Below are 21,396 nucleotides of genomic sequence, written 5' to 3'. Positions count from 1 at the left end.
TCAGGTTATCACTGGTTCATTCGAACCGCGAATAGGCCCATGATGGCGGTTCCGCCGCTCGCGGCGCACTCGATTCCGCCACCTCATGGACTCCCTGTTCGCACTCGTTGCCGATCCCGCCGCGTGGGCCGCGCTCGTCACGCTGATCGTGATGGAGATCGTGCTCGGCATCGATAACCTGATCTTCATTTCGATCCTCAGCAACCGCTTGCCGGAAGCGCAACGCCCGCGCGCGCAGCGCATCGGGCTCCTGCTCGCGCTGGTGATGCGGCTGCTTCTGCTCAGCACCATCGCGTGGATCACGAAGCTGACCGCGGTCGCGTTCACGCTGTTCAATCATGGCTTTTCGTGGCGCGATCTGATCCTCGTCGGCGGCGGCCTGTTCCTCGTGTGGAAGGCGACCACCGAAATCCGTCAGCACATGATCCCCGCTGACGAACTCGCCGCGAAAACCAGCTCGACCGTGCAGTTGACCGTGGCGGCCGCGATCGGCCAGATCATCCTGCTCGACCTCGTGTTTTCCGTCGACAGCATCATCACCGCGGTCGGCATGACCGAGCACCTGCCGATCATGTTCGTCGCGGTGATCGTGTCGATCATGGTGATGCTGTTCGCGGCGCAGCCGCTCGCGCGCTTCATCGATCGCAATCCGACCATCGTGATGCTGGCGCTGAGCTTCCTGCTCGTGATCGGCATGACACTGATCGCCGATGGTTTCGGCTCGCACGTTCCGAAGGCGTATATCTATGCGGCGATGGCGTTTTCCGCGTTCGTCGAGGCGATGAACATGCTCGCGCGGCGCGCGAAAACGAAACGTCTGGCAAGCAGCGAGGAGTGATGCCGTGATGAAATGCCCAGTCTGCAAAACGACCGATCTGCTGATGACCGAGCGCCGCTCGATCGAAATCGATTACTGTCCGGACTGCCGAGGCGTATGGCTCGATCGCGGCGAACTGGACAAGTTGATTGCGCAGGATGACGGCGACGGCTCGCGGCGCGGCGAGCGTGCCCTGGAAAGCGAGCGGCAGCGTTACGAGGAGCGTCGCGACGAACATCGCGGGTATCAAAAGAAGCGCTCGATTTTCGATGTGTTCGACTTCGACTGAACGCTTCGGCGGCTTGGCGCACGCAAATTCCAACCGCCGTTAGCGCATCAGCGCGCCTATCAGCGCACCTTCTTGCGAACGCCCTTGCCGGTCGTCGCGCCGCGCGGCGCTTCCTTGTCGAGCGGTGCGCCGCCGTTCATCTGCTCGAGCCACGACAGCGTATCGACATACGACAGAAATTGCTTCAGATATTCCGGCGACAGCTCGCGCATCAACGACAGCGCGCGATGTACGAGGCTGCTCGAATTGAGCGGCCCCGCGTTGCCTGGCACCTGCGCGAGCGACTGGCGCAACTGCTTTTCGGTGCGCAGTTTGGACCAGACTTCGCGGAAGTAGTCGACTGCGGGCAGATCGGGATAGGCGGCAGCGTGCGGAGCATCGGCGCGCGCGTGGTGGCGGGCGAGGCGTTCGATCAGCGCCGCGAGCGTGGCGTCGTTGGCCGCGTTGGCTTCACCGGACGTGGCTTGCGACGCGCTCTCGTCCGCAGCGGCACGCTCGACCTCGGCCGTATAGTCGGCCAGCAGTCCTGCCAATCGTTGCTCGAGCACTCGTCGCGGCTCGCCGCTGTGCTGTGCCGCGCGCCGCGTAAGCGCGTCGAGCAGATGAAAGCGCACCGGATCGAGCCGAGCCGCGCCGCTCGCGCGCCATGCATCGAGCCTCGCGCGAGCCGCGTGGATCGCGTCGTCAAGCACCGGACTTCTCCGCTCCCGCCGCACTCGACGGCCGCGGCACCGGCGCGATTTCGACGCGGCGGTTTTTCGCGCGGCCGGGTTCGTCGGCATTCGAACTGACCGGCTGCTCCGAGCCGAATGCCGCCGCAAACACCGACGACGCCGACACGCCCTCGTCGATCAGCGTGCGCGTGACCGTCAACGCGCGCTGCGCCGACAGCTCCCAGTTATCGGCGAAGCGTCGATTGCCTTCGCGCAGGCGTTGATCGTCGGTGAAGCCGCTGACCATCAGAATCTGATCGCTCGCGCGCAGATACGCGGACAGCGGCCCGGCGAGACTCTTCAGCAGCGCGCGACCCTCAGGCTGCAGTTGGGCGGAGTTCAGCGCGAACAGCACGTTGCCGCTAATGCCGATGCGCCCATTGACGAGCGTCACGCGCCCCGCCGCGAGCGGTCCCGCGAGTGCCTGTTCGAGCGTCTTGCGGCGCTGCGTTTCAGCCTGGCGCTGCTTGACCTCCTGCTCGAGCTTGCTCGACAGTTCGAGCTGCACGCCGATCACGCTGATCAGAATCAGCACGAACGCGCCGACCAGCACCGACATCAGATCGCCGAACGCGGCCCAGATCGGCGCGGAGGTTTCCACGCCGCCGTCGATGTCCTCGCTCATACCGCGTCGGCTCCAGCGCTCGCGCGCTGCGCTGCCAGCAACTGCAGGTCTTCGACGATCTGCTTCTGCGACATCACGCTGAGGTCGACTACGTCACGCGCCTGCGCGACGTAGTAGGCGAGCTGTTCGTCGCTGCGCGCGAGCGATTTGTCGAGCGCTGCTTCGATGCGTTCGAGATGTGCGACGAGCTTGTCGTTCGCTTCGCCGAAGGTGTGCACGGCCGCGCCGAATGCTTCGCCGAGGCTCGCGACTTCGACCGCGCTGCCGGTGACCTGCGCGGCGACCGTGCCGAGCTTGCCGGTCTCGTGCTCGAGGTGTTCGGTGAAGCGATTGCCGACGCGTTCGAGCAGACCCGCCGACGTCGAGACCAAGGCATCGACGGCCGTGCGTTGCTCGGTCGACGCGTGGGTGACTGCGTCGAGCAGCGTCTCCAGCGTGGCGAGCAGACGACTGCGCTCTTCGAGCATCGCGGTGTCGCGGACCATGCTGTCGGAGAGCTTCTGGCGCAGTTCCGCGACGACTTCGGCAGCGGCCTTCGGCGCTTCCGACGCCGCTTGCACGAGGCGCCCGATTTCGGCGATCGTCGCGCTGGCATGCGTTTGCGTCTGCGTGGAGATATCGCGTGCGGTTTGCGCGAGTGCGTCGCAGATTTGCTGCTGACGGGTCGCGGTTTGCGAACCCGTTTGCTGCCATTGTTCGTCGAGCTTTGCGGTCATCGCGGCGAGCGCTTCGGTCCATGCCGCGAAGCGCTGTTCGTCGCGCGCGGCGAGTTCGGCTTGCAGGTTTGTCGCCGCCTTCGGTGCTTCAGCCGCGGCTTGAACCAGTCGATCGATTTCCGCGATCGTCGCGCTGGCATGCGTTTGCGTCTGCATGGAGATATCGCGTGCCGTTTGCGCAAGCGCGTCGCAGATCTGCTGCTGATGGCTGGCGGCTTGCGCACCCCTCTGCTGCCATTGTTCGCTGAGCTTCGCACCCATCGCGTCGAGCGCCTCGGCCCATGCGCCCAAACGCTGCTCGTCGCGCGCGCTCAGTTCGGTCTGCAAGTTCGCATGCGAGCTACCGACCGCGCTCAGCAACGCCGCGGCATGCTGCTCGAACGTCGCGGCGGCGCGCGCCAACGCCTGTTCGTTGTTGGCGGCGAGTTTGTCGCCCGCGCTTTGCTGCTGAGCCAACGCGTCGCCCCAGGCCTGCGACATGCCGCTCGCCGTCGCTTCGAGCCGCGCGGATACGCCGTCGAGCAGCGCGAGCGAGCGCTGTTCGAACGCTTCGGCAACGCGTTCGACCGAAGCGCGCTGTTGCGCGGCCAACTCGTCGCTCGCCTGCCGATGTCGGGCGAGCGCGCTGTGGCAAATTTCGGCGACGTTCGCGCTGGTCGCCGCGAAGCCGCTCGACATGCCGTCGAGCTGGCGCTGCACGGCCTGGGTGACCGCGTCGTGCAACGCGGCGGTTTCGCGCGAGAGGCCGGCCATCGTCGCTTCGACGACCGGCTGCAGGGCCTTGCCGGCGGCCTGCGCGCTGCCGGCCACGCTGTCCTTCAGCGACTGCTCGATCACACCGGCGAGCCGCAGATAGGCGGCTTCGGTGCGGCCGTAAAACGCGTCGAGGCTCGCGATCTGCCGCTCGTTCGACGCGGCGCTCTGCTGTTCGAGCGCGCTCATCATCGTCTGCAGACGTTCGACCAGCAGCGGCGTCGCTTCGGCCTGGCGGTGCAGCAGCCGGAAGCTTTCTTCGCGCTGATGGCTCTGCGAGTAGATGCGCAAAGTCGTCGCGATCTTCGCGTCGAGCTGTTGCGCCGCTTCGAGCCGCTCGCGGCGGGACAGCGCGGACAGCAGCCCGAGCATCGCGGACGTCGCGACACCCGCGATCGACGTGCCGAACGCGAAGCCCAGCCCCTTGACCGGCGCGGCCAGCGATGCGCGGATCGCCTGCAGGTCGCTCGCGCTCTCCAGCGCAAGGCCGGTGCCGCGCAGCGTCATCACCATGCCGAGCAGCGTGCCGAGCATGCCGAGCAGCACTAGCAGACCGACCAGATACGGCGTCAGCGCCGGTCCCGGCAACGCGACGCGCTCGCCTTCGACGCGCAGCCGCACGCTATTGCGCAGACTCGGATGGACAGGTTCGAGAAACGCGGCGAGGCTCGGCGGTGGTCCGGACAACGCGGCGAGCGCGCCTGTCAGCGTGGCGGTCGCCTGACCATAGCGGCGCAATTCGAGCGCGCCTAGCACGTAGAAGACGCCGATCAGCAGCGTGACGACGAACGCGAGCGGATTGGAAACGGCATAACCGACGGCGATCCAGCACGCCGCGGAGAGCCCCGCGAGAAATACAACGAGATCGATACGATATCTGGACATGGGGTCCCAGTTAGCAGGCGCGAAGAGCCGCGAGCAGCCCTTCGACCGGTTGAAAACGAACCTCCAGCTCGGCCAGCAAAACGCTCTGCATGTCCTTGCGGAAGACGTCGAGCCACGCCTCGGACGCGAGCGGCACGGCAGCGTTGCCGCCATCGGTCGACCTGGCGAGCCGCGTGGCTGCGGTGCTTGCTTTGACGTGAGCCAAGGCTGCTTCCGGCTGCATGGCTGCAGCGCCGGCTTCGACTTCGGCCGACTGCTGCCGCGTGGGATCGGCATCAGCGGCAACTTCGGCCGCTGCTTCCGCCTCCGCCATCCTCCGCTTCTCACCCTCGCGCAAGCGCTCCAAGTGCCCGCCGAGCAACCCGGGCACCGCGCCGAGCAAACTCCGCTCGCGCTCGCCGAGCGCACGCTCCATCACCGCATCGACGACCGCGAGCCGCGCGAGCGACGGCGCCTGCGTCGCCAGCAACGCGCGCAGCCGGCCACGCAACGTGCCGATCGCCGTTTCCATCGACTGCTGAAGCGCGAGATAGCGCTGTCGGAACACCGTGTAGTCGGCCTGCGTGTCGACCGCCACGCGCGGCGCCGACATCCGGGCGGACGACGGCGACGGGCCGCGCCGCCGTGAGCCGGCGAGCACGCTATCGCTCGCGATTGCGCTCACCAGCGAGCGGCGCACGCGCGTGCACTCTTCCTCTTCCGCACGGCCGAACGCGCGCGCGCCACCAGCGACGGACGGCGGCTTGCCATCCAGCGCCGACGACAACGCGATCGCGTCGGTCCAGCCGAGCCACTGGCTCAGCCGATCCGCCAGCGATTGTCGCGATTCGGCGACGTCGGCCTCGGCGAGACGGGCCAGTAAGCGAACGAGCGCAGGCCCAGTGAGGGCGCTGCGCTGAGGGGCTTGCAACATACCACCGGACGCAAAAAAGTCAGCAGTTTACACGCAGACGCCAGCGAGTCCTAAGTCGCCCGCTCGATCGTGCGTCGAAAGACACGGTTTTGCCCGATCGAACCTGGCATTCGGGCGTTTTCCCGAGCGCGGCTTTTTTGCCAATAGCGAAGCGGACCTATCCCTGTATAAGATGAAAGCTGGCGCCTCGCTGCGCACGAACACGGCGGAGCGTCGACAACACACAGAACACACGCAAGGCGGACAGGGAGCATGAAATTCGATACCGTGGTGCTCGGCGCCGGCATTGTCGGGGTGTGCGTCGCCGTGCATCTGCAGAAACGCGGCCGCGCGGTTGCGCTGATCGACCGTAAGCAGGCGGGCAACGAGACCTCGTTCGGCAACGCCGGGCTGATCCAGCGCGAAGGCGTCTATCCGTACGCGTTTCCGCGCGGGCTCGGCACCCTGCTGCGCTACGCGCGCAACCAGTCGCCCGACGTGCGCTATCACGCCGACGCGATGCTGCAGGTTGCGCCGTTCCTGTGGCGCTACTGGCGCAACTCGCATCCGGCGAAGCACGCGGAAATCGCGAAATCGTACGCGACGCTGATCGAGCATTGTGTCAGCGAACATCGCGCGCTTGCCGCGGACGCCGGTGCCAGCGCGCTGCTGCGGCCGATCGGCTGGATCAAGGTGTTTCGCCATGCCGCCGCGCGCGCGACGCCGAAACCAGCCTCGCCGAACAGTGGCATCGCGAGTACGGCGTCGAGTTCGAAACGCTCGACGCGCCGCGCCTGCAACAGCTCGAACCCGATCTCGACAAGCGTCTGCAAGGCGGGCTGCGCTATCCGCAATCCGATTCGGTCAGCGATCCGAACGCGCTCGTCACCGCATACGCGCGGTACTTCGAAGCGCTCGGCGGACGGTTCTTCATCGGCGATGCCGACACGCTGCGTGAAGGCTGGCAGGTCGAGACGCGGGACGGGGCGATCACGGCCGAGTCGGCGGTGATCGCGCTCGGACCGTGGTCGGATCGCGCGAGCACGCGGCTCGGGTATCGGCTGCCGCTCGCGGTCAAGCGCGGCTATCACATGCACTACGCGCCGCGTCGGAGCGCGCGGTTGAACCATCCGATTCTCGACGTCGAACACGGCTATGTGCTCGCGCCGATGGCGCGCGGCATCCGTTTGACCACGGGCGCCGAAATCGCGCGACCCGAGGCGGCCAAGACGCCGGTGCAACTCGACGCGGTCGAGCCGATCGCGCGCACGCTGTTTCCGCTCGGCGAACGTCTGGATGCCGAACCGTGGATGGGACGCCGCCCCTGCACGCCGGACATGATGCCGATCATCGGGCCCGCGACGAAACATCAGGGACTGTGGTTCGCGTTCGGCCATGCGCATCATGGTCTGACGCTCGGACCGGTGACGGGGCGGCTGATCGCCGAGATGATGACCGGCGAGCAGACGCTGGTCGATCCGCGGCCGTTTCGAGTCGAGCGGTTTTAGCCGGATGGTCTGAGGCCTGCTCGAAATCCCCGCCTTCATCGCTCAATTATCGTCATCTCACGCTAAAGCCGCCCTCATGGCACGCCTCCAACCAAGCCGCCAGCCGTCGAAGCAATAAAAAACGCCGCGGGCCAACAGCCCCGCGGCGTTCTTCATCGAGCCGGACAACCGTCGATCAGGCCGTCACGGCAGCCCGTCGCGGCGACACTGCCGACACCGCGAAGCTCACGACGATATTCGCGACGAGCGCGATCAGGCCGATATACAGCGGATAGTTCTCGTGGCCGAAATGCAGGCCATACACCGGCTTGAGCCCTTGCGAAATCGCAAGGCCCGTGCCGAGCACGATACCGACGAGCCAGCCGACGAACAGACCTGGCGTGTTCAGACGGCGCGTGTACAGCGTGAACACGATGGCCGGGAAAATCTGCAGAATCCACACGCCACCGAGCAGTTGCAGATCGATCGCATACTGCGTCGGCAGGAACACGATGAACAGCAGCGCCCCGAACTTGACGACCAGCGAAACGATCTTCGCATTGGCTGCCTCCGCCTCGGGCGAGATGTTCGGCGACACCAGCGGACGCCACAGATTACGCGTGAACAGATTCGCCGCGCCGATCGACATGATCGCGGCCGGCACCAGCGCGCTGATCGCAATCGCGGCAGCCGCGAAACCGACGAACCACGACGGGAACAGCGTGCCGAACAGGGTCGGCACCACGTCGCTTGCCGACTTCACGTTCACGCCGGCGGCGATCGCCATATAGCCGAGCAGCGCGATCAGGCCGAGCAGCACCGTGTAGGCCGGCAGGAAGATCGCGTTCTTGCGCACCGTCTTTGCCGACGCCGACGACAGCACCGCCGTCATCGTATGCGGATACATGAACGCGGCGAGCGCCGAACCGAGCGCGAGCGATGCGAACGCCGTGTACTGATTCGGCTTCAGCAGGATACCGGTCGCGCCGCCCTTCGCCTGGAAGTGCGCATCGGCCAGTGCGAACACGTGCCCATAGCCGCCGAGCTTCACCGGAATCAGCCATACCGCCGCGATCACGACGATATAGATCATGATGTCCTTGACGAACGCGATCATCGCCGGCGCGCGCAGGCCGCTTGCATACGTATAGAGCGCGAGGATCACGAACGCGACGATCAACGGCAATTCGCCGCTGACGCCGAGCCCCTTGATCACGACCTGCATGCCCACCAGCTGCAGCGCGATATACGGCATCGTCGCGACGATGCCGGTCAGCGCGATGGCCGCCGGGAACCACTTGCCGCCGTACTCGCCGTGCACGTAGTCGGCCGCGGTGATGTGGTTCTTCGCATGCGCAACCTTCCACAGCTTCGGCATCACTGCGAACACGAACGGATAAACGATGATCGTGTACGGCAGCGCGAAGAAGCCATACGCGCCCACCGAATAAACGAGCGCGGGCACCGCGATCACCGTATAGGCGGTATAGAAATCGCCGCCGACGAGGAACCACGAAATGACCGTGCCGAACTGCCGTCCGCCGAGACCCCACTCGTGCAGTTGAGTCAGATCGCCGCGTTTCCAGCGCGCGGCAAAAAAGCCGATCACCGTGACGAGCACGAAGAACGCGATGAAGACCGTCATCGCAACCGGGTTCACAGGATTCAGATCGCTCATTTGAGACCTCGATACACGATGTAAATCAGCAGCGAGGTCAACGGCACCCACAGAAACTGATACCAGTAGAAGAACGGAAAGCCCGCGAGCGGCGGATGCGTGTCGTTATAGAACGGCAGCCACAGCAGCGCGATATAAGGGATCAGCAAAATGAGCCAGAGCCATGAACGGCCGGCCGAGGGGGAGGTCTCCACGAACGTCTCCTGAGTATTATCGACAGCGCGCGCGATGGCTCGTGGCCCGACGCGCAAATGCCCGGTTGCCTGAGGTCAGGCGGAAAATCGGGGAACGTCGCACACTCGAGCGCCAGGCCTCGCGCGGCGCGGTATGCGACGGGCATGTAGTATTCGCCTTCGCGCGCCTGCTTTCAAGCGCGCAACTACGTAAGCCGTCTACGTAATATTACGTAGCCCGTTGACTGGCTTTTTTCAACGATGAAACTCAAAGCAAAGATAGTGCTGCTCGCGATCGTGCCCTTTCTGGCGGCGATCGCCAGCATCGAGACGGGCGTGCGCCGCGAAGCGACCGCACTCGCCGAGCGGCAGCACGCGACCACCCAGGCCGCGTACATGGCGAGTAAGGAGATCGAGCTCAAGCACTACGTCGAACTCGCGACGACTGCGATCGCGCCGCTCTACGAGGCCGGCGGCGACAACGCACGCGACGACGCGCTGCTGCGCACGCGTGCGCTCGCGGTGCTCGAAAAGATGAATTTCGGCGAGGACGGCTACTTCTTCGTGTACGACCTGCACGGCCGCACGCTGATGCATCCGCGCGAGCCGGATCTGGTGGGTCGGGATCTGTGGTCGTTGCGCGATAGCCATGGCACGCCGACGATCCAGCAGCTACTCGCCGCAGCCGCGCGCGGCGGCGGCTATGTGCGCTATCTGTGGCATCGGCCGTCGACCGGCAAGGAGGAGTCGAAACTCGGCTACGTGGTGCCGCTCGAACGCTGGGGCTGGATGCTCGGCACCGGCATCTATCTCGACGACGTCGACACGACGCTCGCGCACATCGACGAGGAGGCCGCGGCCAATATCGATCGCACGATGAAGTGGATCGACGCGATCGCGGTGGCCGGCCTCGCGGTCATTGCGCTGTGCGCACTCGTGCTGAACGTGACCGAATATCGCAGTGCCGACGCGAAGCTGAAGCGGCTCGCGCAGCAGGTCGTCGAGTCGCAGGAAAACGAGCGAGCGCGCCTGTCGCGCGAATTGCACGACGGCATCAGCCAGATGATGGTGTCCGTGAAGCTGCTGCTCGAATCGGCGCTCGCGCGGCTCGAACGCGGCGACGCACGCGTGCCCGCCGCCGAGGCCGCCCTGTCCACCGGACTCACGCGGCTCGGCGATACGCTGCGCGAAGTCCGGCGCATTTCTCATGCGCTGCGTCCGTCGATGCTCGACGATCTCGGCGTCGCGGCCGCCCTCGAACAACTGACGCGCGAACTCGGCGACGAGTCCGGCATCGCGATCGGCTTCACGCAGATCGCGCATACGCATGCCGCCACGTTGCCCGACACGGTCAACACCGTGCTGTTTCGCATCGCCCAGGAAGCGCTGACGAACATCGTGCGACATGCGCAGGCGTCGAGCGCGGCGCTTGCGCTCGAGGTTTCGCGCGATGCGGTCACGCTGACGATCTCCGACAACGGCCGCGGCTTCGACGTGACCGAAGCATTCGTCGGCGGACGTGAAGGTGTCGGCCTGCGCAACATGCGCGAACGGCTCGAAGCGCTCGGCGGCACGCTGTCGCTGAACTCGCAGCCGGGGCACACCGTCGTCGCCGCGCGCGTGCCGCTGCCCACGACGCATGCAACGGTGCCGTCCCTGCAGGAACTCTCATCATGAACGACACGACCTCTCCTTCCATCGCGCGTCTGCTGCTCGTCGACGATCATCCGCTCGTGCGCGACGGTCTGCGCGCACGGCTCGAAGCAGTGCGCCACTTCGAAGTGGTCGGCGAAGCGGGCGACGCGCAGCAAGCGCTCGCGCTGGCCGAACGACAGGCGCCGCATCTGGCGCTGATGGATGTCGGCATGAAAAGCGGCATGAACGGCATTGCGTTGGCGGGCCTCTTTCACGAGCGCTTTCCGGCGATTCGTGTGCTGATGCTATCGATGCACGACAACCTCGAATACGTGACGCAGGCGGTGCGCGCGGGCGCGAGTGGCTACGTTCTGAAGGATTCGCCGGCGCTCGAAATCATTCAGGCGATCGGCGCGGTACTCGACGGCAAGACGTTCTTTAGCGCGGAGATCGGTGCTCGACTGATCCAGGCGTCGGCAACGCAATCGCCGGTCGAACGCTTGACGCCGCGCGAGCGCGACATTCTCGATGCGCTTGCCGAGGGACTGTCGAGCAAGCAGATCGCGCAGCGCAACGATCTGTCGGTGCGAACCGTGGAGACGCATCGGCTGAATCTGAAGCGCAAGCTCGATATCGAAGGACAGGCCGAGTTGATCAAGTTCGCGGTCGAGAACCGGCGCAACAAGCGTTGAGGTTCGCGGGCGCGCGATAATGAGCGGTCCACACCTGGAGCGACCACGGCATGAAGCGCGTGTTCGAACTGAGTCTTGCCGGTCTGATGATTTGCGTGGCCACGGCTCGCGTTGATGGCGAACCGGCGCGCGTCAATCGCGGCCACGATCCATTCCTCCAGATATCCAAAGCGATCGCCGATTGCCCAACTCCGCTTGGCCCATTCGAAACCGAAAAGGAATGGCTCGACGAGAGCCATTACAGAATCGAACGCGGCAATAGCTGCTGGATCGAAGGCCGTTGCCGTTTGCCGAACGCGTATCTGTACGACGCGGAAATCGCCGAAAGCGTGCAACGGCGTCTCGCGAATCTGAACGTCGCGACGCACTGGCGCGAGCAATCGACGCTATGGCTCACGCTGCAACGCCGCTTTATCTACGTCGAAGGCTGCGTCGCGCCGGGCTTCGACAAGAAGACTTTCCTCACCGAACTCGCCAAAACGGCGGACGTCGAGCGCGTGATCGACAACACGATCACCGATCCTCACGCCGCGCAGTTGCCTTACCGCACCCAGGCGGACCCGGACAAGCCCGTGCTCAATCCGGGCAATTAGCGCGGTAGTCTCGGCTACTCCGACATCCACGCGTTCGGCGGCGAAATCAACACGCCCAATCTCGATGCGCTGGTGCAATATCCTCGCGCTGCCGTGAGCGGTGCATCGACTATATCGACACCAGTTGGCGCTGATCGAACGCAGCATCGCGCAAGCGCTCACACGACGCCGGCTCGACGACCGTCCGGTCACGCAACAACTGCGCGGCTTTGCCAATGCGTATCAACACGCAAAGGCGCGCCTCGTCGATGTGGCTGCCGTTGAACGCCGCAACGGCAAGCGAGCAGTGCGCCCCGACGTCGAGGCGTATCTGAGCAGCGCCGTTCACTGATCCGTCGGCGCTTCGTCTCGTTCGCACCGGCATTCAAAGCTGCGTGTCCAGTAGCCGCACGAATTTTTCGACGAGCTTCTCGGTGAACGAACGCCGCGTCCATGCTTCGAGCGTGACGCGCTTCGACTTCGCGATGTCGTCGTCGAACGCGGCGGTCTGCTGCGTGGCGAAATCACGGTCGTAGATGTTCAGGTTCGCTTCGTCGTTCAGCTTGAACGAGCGGCTATCGAAGTTCGTCGAGCCGACCGACACCATGTACTCGTCGACTACCAGCAACTTGCAATGGAACATGGTCGGCTGGTACTCGTAGATCTCGACGCCCGCTTTCAGTAGATCGCCCCAACACGCACGCGACGCTTCGCGCACCGTGTGCGTGTCGATGCGTTTGCCCGGCGTGACGATCTGTACTTTCACGCCGCGTTTCGCGGCTTCGACGATCGCGTTGATGGTGAGCTTGTCGGGCACGAAGTACGCGCTCGCAAGCTGCAAACTGCGCGTGGCGGCGGTGATGGCCATCAGATACATCAACTGCATGTCGTCACTGCCGCCCGACGGCGAACTGCTGAACATATGCGCGAGACCCTGGCCCGCTCCTTTCGGCTCGGCATCGATGTGCGGAAAATACTCGGGACCGTGCAATACGCTGCTGGTCGCCTTGATCCAGTTGTCCATGAACACGGCCTGCATATGGCCGACCACTGGACCCGTCACGCGAAAATGCGTATCGCGCCAATGCTTTTCGTCCTGCGCATTGCCAGTCCACTCCTGCGCTATGCCGACCCCGCCCGTAAAACCGATCCGGCCGTCGATCACCAATAGTTTGCGGTGCGTACGGTCGTTCATGCGACCGAGTCCGGTCCAATGCGGCTTGTGATACCTGACCACTTCGGCGCCGGCCTCCCGCAGCAGTTGCAGATAGTGCCGATCCATTTTCGACGAACCGACCCAGTCGAGCAGTACATGCACGGCGACACCTTCGCGCGCCTTATCGGCCAGCGCACGCGCAATCTGTCCGCCGATCTCGCCAGACCAGTAAATGAACGTTTCAAATGTGATGGTTTCGCGCGCCGACCGAATGCCCTCGAGCATCGACGGAAAGATCTGGTCGCCGTTGAGCAGCATCTCGAAGCGATTACCCGGCACCACGGGTGGACCGAGCAATAAACCCATCGAACGAAGGAATTGCGGATCTTCGCTCTTATAAAGCCGCTCGATTCTGTGTTCTATTTTCTTCTCGCCGCTCGACAGATTGGCGATCAGGAGAACGATCACGAGCGTGACGAACGCGGTAATAGAAATGGTCAGCATGCGTGGCCTCGATGGCAGGCGGCGGGTCACGGCATACGACTCCCGCATCCGGCGGGGGAATGCCGCACTCGTGCCTGGCTTTCACTATCAGCACGTCATGCACGGCGCGTGCCCGGATCAGGACCGCGCCTTGCTTTCTGGTTCCAATGCTTTATCTGACCAAAGCAAACGCCTCCCGGCTTGCGATTTCGCCCGCGCCGAATACGCCGATGACCGTATAGTCCGACGCCACGCATTCGAACGTCGATGCCTGAAACGTAATGACGAAATGCCGCCGCGCCGGTGCCTCGGGAGCAATGGCGACGGAGTCTGTCGCCACGGCGGCAATCTCGGCGCACAACGACGAATTGACGACTTCATGCACCGCGCAGCCGACGAGACCTTGGGCCGCGAGCGGATGAATGGCGAGATCGTCACCGCCCGGCGGCCCGAGACGGTGAAAGATGGAGTCGGCGAACAGCACCGCGCAAAAAGGATCGTCGTCGGGATCGAATGGCCCGAACCGTTCAAAGTCCGACTCCGCGATCGGATAAGTGAGGATCACGCGGCGATCGCTGGCGACGATGAATGGTTCGGCGGCATCGGCTGCCGGACGAGGAGCGGAGTCCAGCAGGAAGACCTGATCTTCCTGCCGGGGTGCATCGAACGTGCTAACCATCTACTTCACGACTCCACGGCTATTACGCGCTTGCTTGCGTCTCTGGCGTTTGGGGAGCCGCCGCGACGGGTGCGGCCGTACTCTTTGCAGCAGCCTTGCGCGCCGGTGCTTTTCTTGCCGCCTTCACAACGCTTTTGCGGCCGGCGGTCTTCTTCACCGCGGCTTTCCGGCTTGCCGGAGTGGCCTTTCTGGCTGCGGTCTTTTTCACGGCCGTCTTGCGCGTTGCTTTTTTCGCCGCGGTCTTCTTGCCTACCGCACTCGCGGTCGCTTTCGCCTGGCTGCTCTTTGCCGCCGTTTTCGCCGCTTTCGGAGCGGCAGCCATGCTCGCGTCATCGATCAGGAATTTGCTGCGGTCCTTGACGGCCGCGAGCCATGCCGGCGCCGGACCGCGGCCGCTCCAGGTCGCGCCGGTTTTCGGATTCAGGTACTTCGGCGGCTGGGCGCCTTTCGGCTGTCCTTTGCCGCCCTTCGCGGCGGGAGCAGCCGCGAGCTTGCTTGCGCTCGCAGCGTCGATCAGGAACGCCGTGCGGTCCTTCACGCCGGCGATCCAGCCAGGCGCGCGGCCGTGCCCCGTCCAGGTCGCGCCGGTTTTGTGGTCGCGATACTTCGCCGGGGTTGCCGACCTGGCGGCTTTGCTCGTGCCCGCAGGTCTTCCGCGACCCGCCGGATTGCCATTCAGACCTTGCGCGGCACGTCGTGCCTTCGCCTGTGCTTCGATATCGGCAGTCGTGAGACCGTGCTTGAGCATCAATTCGCGAATCTGGTCGACCGCGGCTTGTGCTTTTCTGGCAATGAGAACGTCAGCTTGCTCCTGGAGCTTCTTAAGCTTGGCTTGGATTTGCTCTAACGAAGGCATTTGATTGCTCCTTATGTGGTAATCGTCGAACTATGCCATGAATGACGGAAGAAAGGCAGTGTATTGACCTATCCCGAGCTTCAATACATCGATACGAGCACCGATGCGGCGTTCAAATAACGAAGCTTTCAGGTTTTTTACCGGGTCATCGAAGCTTTCTTCCTTTTCCTTCCCACCTGATTCTTCTTTTTCATTTCGGTTCCACCACCACTCAGATAGGTGTAAAAACGACGACCTGGCGATCGGCAATGTACCTCACACTCCGTATGAAGCGGTAGTGTTGACCGTCCGCCGTTATCCGGTTCAGGCCCAGGCGGGTCAGTACCAGCATTTCATCTGCCTGGAAAGCGTCGACGACGCCGGAATCCGTTAAATCCTCCAATGCCCCGGATGGATTTCCGACATAAACGCTGCGCGCCTGCTTGCCGATCCGCATCACGACCACGCTTTTTCCCTCGTCGAGCGCCAATTCGAGAAAGCTCGCGAGCGTGCGCAACGACTCCGGCGTGCAAGTCCTGGTCTGATAGATCGCTGCATTCGGTGGCGTCATTTGTGTTTCCCCGTCATCCGCATCGGCGACAGAAAGGGGCGCCGCCGTGCTTTCTGGCATTAGTCGCTTCTACTATAGCCAGGCCTTTGGATATTCAAAGGAGAGTAGTCCACTTTTTATTTGAAAACGGTCTTTTTTCGTGGCCCGCTATAGCGAACGGATTCAAGCATGCGCGAAACGCCACTGACGACGCGTGCAAAGACACCGCCCGGGCTCCGGTAACGTGCCGTTACCGATCTTGCAGCACCTGTTGCTCCTGCACCGGCCAAGTCCATTACACTTCGTATCCGTGCCCAGCGGCGGACGTATGGCCAATAGAGAGTCCTTTGTCAGCCGCCATGCCCGCGGCGGCTATTGAAATGGACGCCGGGCCACCCTAATTCCGATCCACTCAAACACGATGGTACTTGCAATGAAAGCTGGTTTTATTCGGACCGCCCTCGGGGCAATGGCAGTCTCGTTGGCAATGGCCGGCACCGCGAACGCGGCCGGTTGCCTGAAAGGAGCGGTAGTGGGCGGCGTCGCCGGGCACTACGCGGGACATCATGCGGTGGTCGGCGCGGTCGGCGGCTGCATCGTCGGACGGCATATGGCCAAAAAGCACGCCGAAGAACAGCAGGCGGCGGCTCAGGCTGCGCCGCATCAGCAAGCCCGAATGCAGTGACTGGAGAATACGGGCGCCGCCGCAAACGTTCGCACGCGCCCTGCTCCGATCACTTAGGCAATGCGTAATCCGCGCGCGGGCAAGATCTCCTGAGTGGTCACGAAACGGTGCTGTTTGACCGCGTCGTGAAAGAGCCGGTAGTCGCTCTTCTCGAAGGCGGTCGTCCACTCCGGTCTGTCCCCGGTGTCGTCATCGCACAACAAACCGGTGGCCTGGTACTTCCACGATCCTTGTCCTTTGGCGATATAGCCGGGCACGGGTTCTTTCAAACCTGGAATACGGCCTGCATTCACCCATTCGCAAACGGTTCTCAGACGCAGGTTGTCGTCGGGTTCGCGGTTCGTATCGAGCAGCCGGGTCAGCGCGTCTTTAACGTCGTCCGGCATGCCTGGCTGGTTTTCGAAATCTTCGCGTCCGGCCAGATAAGCTCGCACGACACGACAACTCATATCCGCCGCCTGCACGAAATCCGGCAAATTATGTCGTGAGATGAAGTGATTGCGGCCGTCGATGTAATGCCAGCGCGCCCATGGCTGGTCGGGATAATGCAACGCGGCGCCATGGCCGACCGGCAACGCGATCGTCAGAACGTCCTCCTCGACATGCTCGATCAGATGCGCGACCGCTAGTTCGAGGCTCGCGAGCCAGCCTTTGCGCGTGCAATCCTGTGCCTCGAGAAGATGCACGCGATTCCACGGGCTTTCGATGCCCGCGAATCCCTGGTGCGCCCACGTATCGACATAGGTATGAAGCGTCACGCCGAGCCGGTGCAACGCGGTCTCCGAATCGCGCTGCCGGATCGCGCGCCGCACGACTTCGCGCGCAACTTCACTGTCGGGCCGGCAAACCGCCTTTTCCTCGAGACTTTCACCCTCGCCAGCCGGCAGAAAATGGAACGGCGTCCACACGAGCCGGTTCTGGTCGTTCTCGGTATTGGCGTAATCGAATAACTTGTGCGCGGTCGCGAATCGCTCGAATGTCTCGCCGCCTTTGAACCGCAGTATGCCGCTCGTCGTTGCGTCGTCGACATATTGGCAGGCATGCGCGATGGTTTGCGCATCGCCGGCCGTCATGCCGCCGACGCGCGCGGCAATGTAGACCACGCCGTAATGAAAGTCGATGTTCATGGCAAGCGCTCCTGGCGCGCATAATCACGGCCGGTTCGTGGCCGGCGATAGGGCGAGACGAATAGAGGGAGCTGCGCGTGAGTAGATAGTAGACGAGCGAGCGGCACACGCATTGAAAAAACATGCGTACTGGACGCGCTTTTCCACGTTTCGCGCCACGCAACCATTCGGGCTACTGAAGGAAACGCGGGCGCAGCCGGCGAGATGTAACCTGCCGGCACGAAAAGCCGCCGGCCAATGAGGCGGAAAAACGTAACCCGGCCCGATCGGCGCCGGTCAGGTCAAATGTGTAACGGAAAGACGACTATTCCAGTGCTGGTTCAGATACTCGAGCGCAAACATCCGGTGGCAATGATGTGGTAAATGTTCACTGCAAAGCAGGCAACCCGATTCGAATAGCGCGATATCCAGATTACTTTCCACGCGGCGGCGCGCGATGAGGTCGAAATATTCCTCCCGAAAGTTCTCCCAGCTCAATTGCTTGCCCTGGTAGCGTTTGAGCAGGTCCGGCTCGGGAGCCAGTTCCGGTATTTCCACGTACGCCGCATTGCACAACTGGTCGAGAAAGTAAGGCAGATCCTGCTTTTTCGCAAAGCCCGCGAGTTGCGACGTGTTGTTCAGGCGAACGTCGAGCACCGTGCGCACATGGGCGTCCTTCAGCAAACTGAAGAATTTCTGGGCGCTCTTGCCGGTAAAACCAATGCTGGCCACCTGCACGCTACTTTTGTCACGTTTCATGGTGAATCCCCTGGCAGGCCATTCGGCGCCCATAAAAAAGCCTCGCTGCGATTGGCGCAGCGAGGCTCGGGTGTCAGTGCATCTTTAGCGCCGCTCGCGTGCTTTATTTGACGATGTCGACCAGTTCGACTTCGAAGGTCAGATCGGTATTCGGCGGAATCGGGCCGACGCCGCGATCGCCGTATGCGGTCGCCGCCGGGCACGTGAGTCGCGCCTTGCCGCCGACTTTCATCTTCTGCACGCCTTGCGTCCAGCACGGAATCACGCGATTGAGCGGGAACGTGGCCGGCCCGCCATGCTTGGCCGAGCTATCGAATTCGGTGCCGTTGGGCAGCGTGCCGCGATAGTTGACCTTTACCACGTCGGTCGCGGACGGTTGCGGGCCCGTGCCTTGCGTCAGATGTTCGACGATGACGCCGGACGGCAGCTTCTCCGTGGTCGGCGCGGCAGCCATCGCGGTCGAGGACAGAACGGCTGCGGCCAGCAAAGCAACGAGTGATTTCAAAGCGAATCTCCAGTGGGGTAGTCCGTTTGATTGTAACGGATCGGGTGTCGGCCGAGGCTCCCACATATTGCCCGATGCCGCGGGTCGTTGCGCGCCCATCAGGAACCTCGCTGAGCCGTCGCGCGACCCCGCGGTCCACATGAACGTCCGGCGCGAGTCGCCGGCAAGCGAATCCGCCACACTTGTTGAGAGCGCTTTCGATGACCGAGCCGGCCCATTCCGACGACCCCGCTTACGATCTCTCCGCAGCGCCAGCCCCCTCCGACGAGCGCGTTCGCGCGCCAAGGCCGCGCCGGATTCCGCGCAGCCGCGCGCAACACGCGCGGCTCGATGCGCGCGAACCCGCGTTCGAACCGCTACCGTTCCCCTCGTATTCACTTGACGACGCGCGCCGCCCGTTCGCCGACAAACTCGCGCTCGCGCGTCTCACCCATTGGCGGCCCGGCTTGCAGGTGTGGGGGCTGTCGGCGACGCTCGGCAATCTGTCGTTCGCGACCGAGGTACTGCTCGCGCCGGTCGCGACGCCGCGCGTCAGCGTGCACGGCGCGCTGACGAAAGCACTGATCGTCGACACGATCATTCCCGACACGATCGAGCGCTTTCCGTGGGGCGGTCATATGGGCATGCGGCAGGTCGATGCGGTCGCGCGCGCGATCGACGAAGCACGCACGTCGCTCGTCTTCACGAACACGCGCTCGCAATGCGAGGTGTGGTACCAGGCGCTGCTCGAGGCGCGCCCCGAGTGGGTCGGAGTGATCGCGCTGCATCACGGCTCGCTCGATCAGCAGGTACGCGAGTGGGTCGAACGTGGGTTGAAGAACGGCTTGCTAAAGGTTGTCGTGTGTACGTCTAGTCTCGACCTCGGCGTCGATTTTCTGCCGGTGGAACGCGTGTTCCAGATCGGCGCGACAAAAGGCGTCGCGCGCTTGATGCAGCGCGCGGGCCGCTCGGGACATGCGCCCGGTTTGCCGTCTCGCGTGACGATCGTGCCGACGCATGCGCTCGAATTGATCGAAGCGGCGGCCGCGCGTGAAGCCGTCGACAAGCAGCAGATCGAAAGCCGCGATACGCCGCAAAAGCCGTTCGACGTGCTGGTGCAGCACCTCGTCACCGTTGCGATCGGCGGTGGCTTCGACGCGCTCGAGCTGTACGATGAACTTCTGCATACCTATGCATATCGTGATCTGACGCAGCAGGAGTTCGACTGGACGCTGGGTTTCGTCGAAGGCGGCGGCGCGACGCTGCAATGGGCCGGTAGCCGCATGCCGCTATGGTCCGAGCTCGCCGACGCCACATTGACGATGCTCGCGCGCGCCGCCGACGGCATCTACGACGAACTGGAATTGCGCGCGGTGCGGCCGCTGCTCGAATTGCAGCAGAAGTGGTCGGCGTTGCCCGAGCCGGGCGTACTCGTCGTCGAGCTGCTCAAATCGCGCGAGGGTCACCACTTCTTCTGCTATCCGTTCGCGGGGCGCACCGCGCATATCGGACTTGGCGCTCTGCTCGCGTGGCGAGTCGCGCGCGAGAAGCCCGGCACGTTTTCGATTTCGATCAACGACTACGGTTTCGAATTGCTGTGCGCGCAGGCTTTCGATTGGGCCGCGCAATTAGAGAATGGCCTGCTTTCACCTGACGAACTCGATCACGACATTCTTGCGAGCCTCAATTCGTCCGAACTCTCCTTGCGACGTTTTCGCGAGATTGCACGAGTGTCGGGACTCGTGTTTCAGGCGCATCCGGGACAGCAGAAGAGCGCGCGGCAATTGCAGGCATCGAGCGGGCTTTTCTACCAGATCTTTCGTCAGCACGATCGCGGCAATCTGCTGCTGGGCCAGGCCGATACCGAAGTACTGCTGCAGGAACTCGACGTGCGGCGCATTCGTTTTGCGCTCGAACGAATGAACGCGAACCGCGTCGTGCTCGCGCGGCCCAAGAAGCCGACCCCGTTCGCGTTTCCGTTGATCGTCGGACGCCTGCGCGAAAAAGTCAGCACCGAGAAGCTCGCCGATCGCGTCGAGCGAATGCTGGCCGAGCTCGAACGGGCGGCGCAACGATGAAGCCGACCCCGCTCGCGATCGACGTCGGCGGACGACCTCTCGTGCTGTCGAGCTTGCGCGCGTGTTTCGATCCGGCGCTGCGCGCGCGCGGCATTCCGGTGCCGACTGGTTCGACCGCGGAGAATCTGCTGCGGATCGAACGTCTGATCACCGAGTTCGAGCCGGCGACGCTGGTGTTTCTCGGCGATCTGCTGCATGCGCGCGAGTCGCTGTCGACGCTCACGCTCGATGCGTTGCATGCGTGGTGCGCGCGGCATGCGTCGAGGCGCGTGGTACTCGTCGAGGGCAATCACGATCGGCATGCCGGTGCGTTGCCGCTTACGTTGGATGTCGAGTCCGTGCGCGAGCCGTGGCATATCGGGGCCTGGGCGCTGTGCCAGCGCCCGCATGCGGTCGATCACGCGTATGTGCTCGCGGGGCATGTGCATCCGGTCTTTCGGATCGCGACGCGGACCGATTCAGTGCGTGTGCCGTGCTTTCGCTTTGGGATCGATCGGGGGGTGCTGCCGGCGTTCGGTAGTTTTACCGGAGGCGCGCGTGAGACGGGGCGCGTTCTGGGGGAGAGGGTTTTTCTGGTGGTACAGCAAAGAGTGATCGAGTTGAGGAGTTGAGTGGACGGCGGGGGCCGTCCATTTTGTTGCCTGGTTGGTTTTT

At 63.6% G+C, this 21,396-nt stretch carries 22 protein-coding genes and 1 pseudogene; 10 read left to right on the top strand and 13 right to left on the bottom strand.

Features of this window, described 5'->3' with window-relative positions:
* Positions 1-85 precede the first annotated feature (85 nt).
* Both OKW37_RS27345 and OKW37_RS27340 read left to right on the top strand, forming a co-directional pair.
* Complete coding sequence (locus OKW37_RS27345) at positions 86-838, top strand: TerC family protein (RefSeq protein ID WP_429402768.1); 753 nt, start codon at positions 86-88, stop codon at positions 836-838.
* 7 nt (positions 839-845) lie between these two features.
* The gene (locus tag OKW37_RS27340) at positions 846-1,106 is read left to right on the top strand and encodes a zf-TFIIB domain-containing protein (RefSeq protein WP_090807087.1); all 261 of its coding nucleotides are present in this window, start codon (positions 846-848) and stop codon (positions 1,104-1,106) included.
* Between the two features lie 59 nt (positions 1,107-1,165).
* Here OKW37_RS27340 and OKW37_RS27335 read toward each other — a convergent pair whose 3' ends face one another.
* From OKW37_RS27335 to OKW37_RS27320, 4 genes are read right to left on the bottom strand one after another with little or no spacing between them, the layout of a single operon-like run.
* A complete protein-coding gene (locus OKW37_RS27335; RefSeq protein ID WP_429402767.1) occupies positions 1,166-1,798 on the bottom strand; it encodes a DUF2894 domain-containing protein in 633 nt (210 codons plus the stop codon).
* Positions 1,791-2,444 (bottom strand): OmpA family protein, encoded by a 654-nt coding sequence (locus tag OKW37_RS27330; protein ID WP_429402766.1) that lies wholly within the window; start codon positions 2,442-2,444, stop codon positions 1,791-1,793. Before OKW37_RS27330 ends, OKW37_RS27335 begins: the two co-directional genes overlap by 8 nt.
* A complete protein-coding gene (locus OKW37_RS27325; protein WP_429402765.1) occupies positions 2,441-4,798 on the bottom strand; it encodes a DUF802 domain-containing protein in 2,358 nt (785 codons plus the stop codon). The genes OKW37_RS27330 and OKW37_RS27325 overlap by 4 nt, the downstream gene beginning before the upstream one ends.
* A 10-nt stretch (positions 4,799-4,808) precedes the next feature.
* The gene (locus OKW37_RS27320; RefSeq protein WP_429402764.1) at positions 4,809-5,711 is read right to left on the bottom strand and encodes a DUF3348 domain-containing protein; all 903 of its coding nucleotides are present in this window, start codon (positions 5,709-5,711) and stop codon (positions 4,809-4,811) included.
* A gap of 252 nt (positions 5,712-5,963) precedes the next feature.
* On the opposite strand from OKW37_RS27320, the pseudogene OKW37_RS27315 reads away from it, so the two are divergent.
* A pseudogene (locus tag OKW37_RS27315) lies at positions 5,964-7,198 on the top strand (NAD(P)/FAD-dependent oxidoreductase).
* 175 nt (positions 7,199-7,373) lie between these two features.
* Here OKW37_RS27315 and mctP read toward each other — a convergent pair.
* Together mctP and OKW37_RS27305 are read right to left on the bottom strand one after the other, a co-directional pair.
* Positions 7,374-8,855 (bottom strand): monocarboxylate uptake permease MctP, encoded by a 1,482-nt coding sequence (mctP, locus tag OKW37_RS27310; RefSeq protein WP_184064201.1) that lies wholly within the window; start codon positions 8,853-8,855, stop codon positions 7,374-7,376.
* Positions 8,852-9,049 carry a DUF3311 domain-containing protein gene (locus OKW37_RS27305; protein WP_090807102.1) on the bottom strand — a complete coding sequence of 66 codons (198 nt, stop codon included), beginning with the start codon at positions 9,047-9,049 and terminating at the stop codon, positions 8,852-8,854. The genes mctP and OKW37_RS27305 overlap by 4 nt, the downstream gene beginning before the upstream one ends.
* Before the next feature lie 240 nt (positions 9,050-9,289).
* On the opposite strand from OKW37_RS27305, the gene OKW37_RS27300 reads away from it, so the two are divergent.
* From OKW37_RS27300 to OKW37_RS27285, 4 genes are all read left to right on the top strand, one after another.
* Positions 9,290-10,705 (top strand): cache domain-containing protein, encoded by a 1,416-nt coding sequence (locus tag OKW37_RS27300; RefSeq protein ID WP_184064198.1) that lies wholly within the window; start codon positions 9,290-9,292, stop codon positions 10,703-10,705.
* Positions 10,702-11,355, top strand: coding sequence for a response regulator (locus tag OKW37_RS27295; RefSeq protein WP_184046652.1), 654 nt, complete (start codon positions 10,702-10,704; stop codon positions 11,353-11,355). Before OKW37_RS27300 ends, OKW37_RS27295 begins: the two co-directional genes overlap by 4 nt.
* Positions 11,356-11,405: 50 nt before the next feature.
* Positions 11,406-11,948: a hypothetical protein gene (locus OKW37_RS27290; protein WP_184064195.1), complete on the top strand. Its 543-nt coding sequence runs from the start codon at positions 11,406-11,408 to the stop codon at positions 11,946-11,948.
* A gap of 124 nt (positions 11,949-12,072) precedes the next feature.
* The gene (locus tag OKW37_RS27285; RefSeq protein ID WP_244144817.1) at positions 12,073-12,279 is read left to right on the top strand and encodes a hypothetical protein; all 207 of its coding nucleotides are present in this window, start codon (positions 12,073-12,075) and stop codon (positions 12,277-12,279) included.
* A gap of 33 nt (positions 12,280-12,312) precedes the next feature.
* On the opposite strand, the gene cls is transcribed toward OKW37_RS27285, so the two are convergent.
* The 4 genes from cls to OKW37_RS27265 form a co-directional block, all read right to left on the bottom strand.
* Positions 12,313-13,587 (bottom strand): cardiolipin synthase, encoded by a 1,275-nt coding sequence (gene cls / locus OKW37_RS27280; RefSeq protein WP_429402763.1) that lies wholly within the window; start codon positions 13,585-13,587, stop codon positions 12,313-12,315.
* A gap of 151 nt (positions 13,588-13,738) precedes the next feature.
* Complete coding sequence (locus OKW37_RS27275) at positions 13,739-14,245, bottom strand: hypothetical protein (RefSeq protein ID WP_429353127.1); 507 nt, start codon at positions 14,243-14,245, stop codon at positions 13,739-13,741.
* 22 nt (positions 14,246-14,267) lie between these two features.
* Complete coding sequence (locus OKW37_RS27270) at positions 14,268-15,101, bottom strand: H-NS family nucleoid-associated regulatory protein (protein ID WP_429402762.1); 834 nt, start codon at positions 15,099-15,101, stop codon at positions 14,268-14,270.
* Positions 15,102-15,312: 211 nt separating this feature from the next.
* Positions 15,313-15,651, bottom strand: a complete 339-nt coding sequence (locus tag OKW37_RS27265; RefSeq protein ID WP_187611310.1) for a hypothetical protein — start codon at positions 15,649-15,651, stop codon at positions 15,313-15,315.
* A 412-nt stretch (positions 15,652-16,063) separates the two neighbouring features.
* On the opposite strand from OKW37_RS27265, the gene OKW37_RS27260 reads away from it, so the two are divergent.
* On the top strand, positions 16,064-16,315 hold the full coding sequence (locus OKW37_RS27260; RefSeq protein ID WP_429402761.1) for a hypothetical protein: 252 nt from the start codon (positions 16,064-16,066) through the stop codon (positions 16,313-16,315).
* Between the two features lie 53 nt (positions 16,316-16,368).
* On the opposite strand, the gene OKW37_RS27255 is transcribed toward OKW37_RS27260, so the two are convergent.
* From OKW37_RS27255 to OKW37_RS27245, 3 genes are all read right to left on the bottom strand, one after another.
* Positions 16,369-17,442 carry a DUF6765 family protein gene (locus OKW37_RS27255; protein ID WP_184064180.1) on the bottom strand — a complete coding sequence of 358 codons (1,074 nt, stop codon included), beginning with the start codon at positions 17,440-17,442 and terminating at the stop codon, positions 16,369-16,371.
* 276 nt (positions 17,443-17,718) lie between these two features.
* Positions 17,719-18,180, bottom strand: a complete 462-nt coding sequence (locus OKW37_RS27250; protein WP_184025218.1) for a DUF488 family protein — start codon at positions 18,178-18,180, stop codon at positions 17,719-17,721.
* A gap of 103 nt (positions 18,181-18,283) precedes the next feature.
* Complete coding sequence (locus tag OKW37_RS27245) at positions 18,284-18,634, bottom strand: FKBP-type peptidyl-prolyl cis-trans isomerase (RefSeq protein WP_373685682.1); 351 nt, start codon at positions 18,632-18,634, stop codon at positions 18,284-18,286.
* Positions 18,635-18,885: 251 nt separating this feature from the next.
* Between OKW37_RS27245 and OKW37_RS27240 the strand changes: the two genes are divergently transcribed.
* Together OKW37_RS27240 and pdeM are read left to right on the top strand one after the other, a co-directional pair.
* The gene (locus OKW37_RS27240; RefSeq protein WP_429402760.1) at positions 18,886-20,742 is read left to right on the top strand and encodes a helicase-related protein; all 1,857 of its coding nucleotides are present in this window, start codon (positions 18,886-18,888) and stop codon (positions 20,740-20,742) included.
* Positions 20,739-21,353, top strand: coding sequence for a ligase-associated DNA damage response endonuclease PdeM (gene pdeM / locus OKW37_RS27235; protein ID WP_429402759.1), 615 nt, complete (start codon positions 20,739-20,741; stop codon positions 21,351-21,353). Before OKW37_RS27240 ends, pdeM begins: the two co-directional genes overlap by 4 nt.
* The last annotated feature ends 43 nt before the right edge of the window (positions 21,354-21,396 follow it).

The organism is Paraburkholderia sp. MM5482-R2 (genome assembly GCF_050436125.1).
In the GTDB taxonomy this organism is placed as follows: domain Bacteria; phylum Pseudomonadota; class Gammaproteobacteria; order Burkholderiales; family Burkholderiaceae; genus Paraburkholderia; species Paraburkholderia tuberum.
The sequence above is the reverse complement of the archived record's forward strand: the minus strand, read 5'-3'. Positions and strand labels throughout refer to the sequence as shown.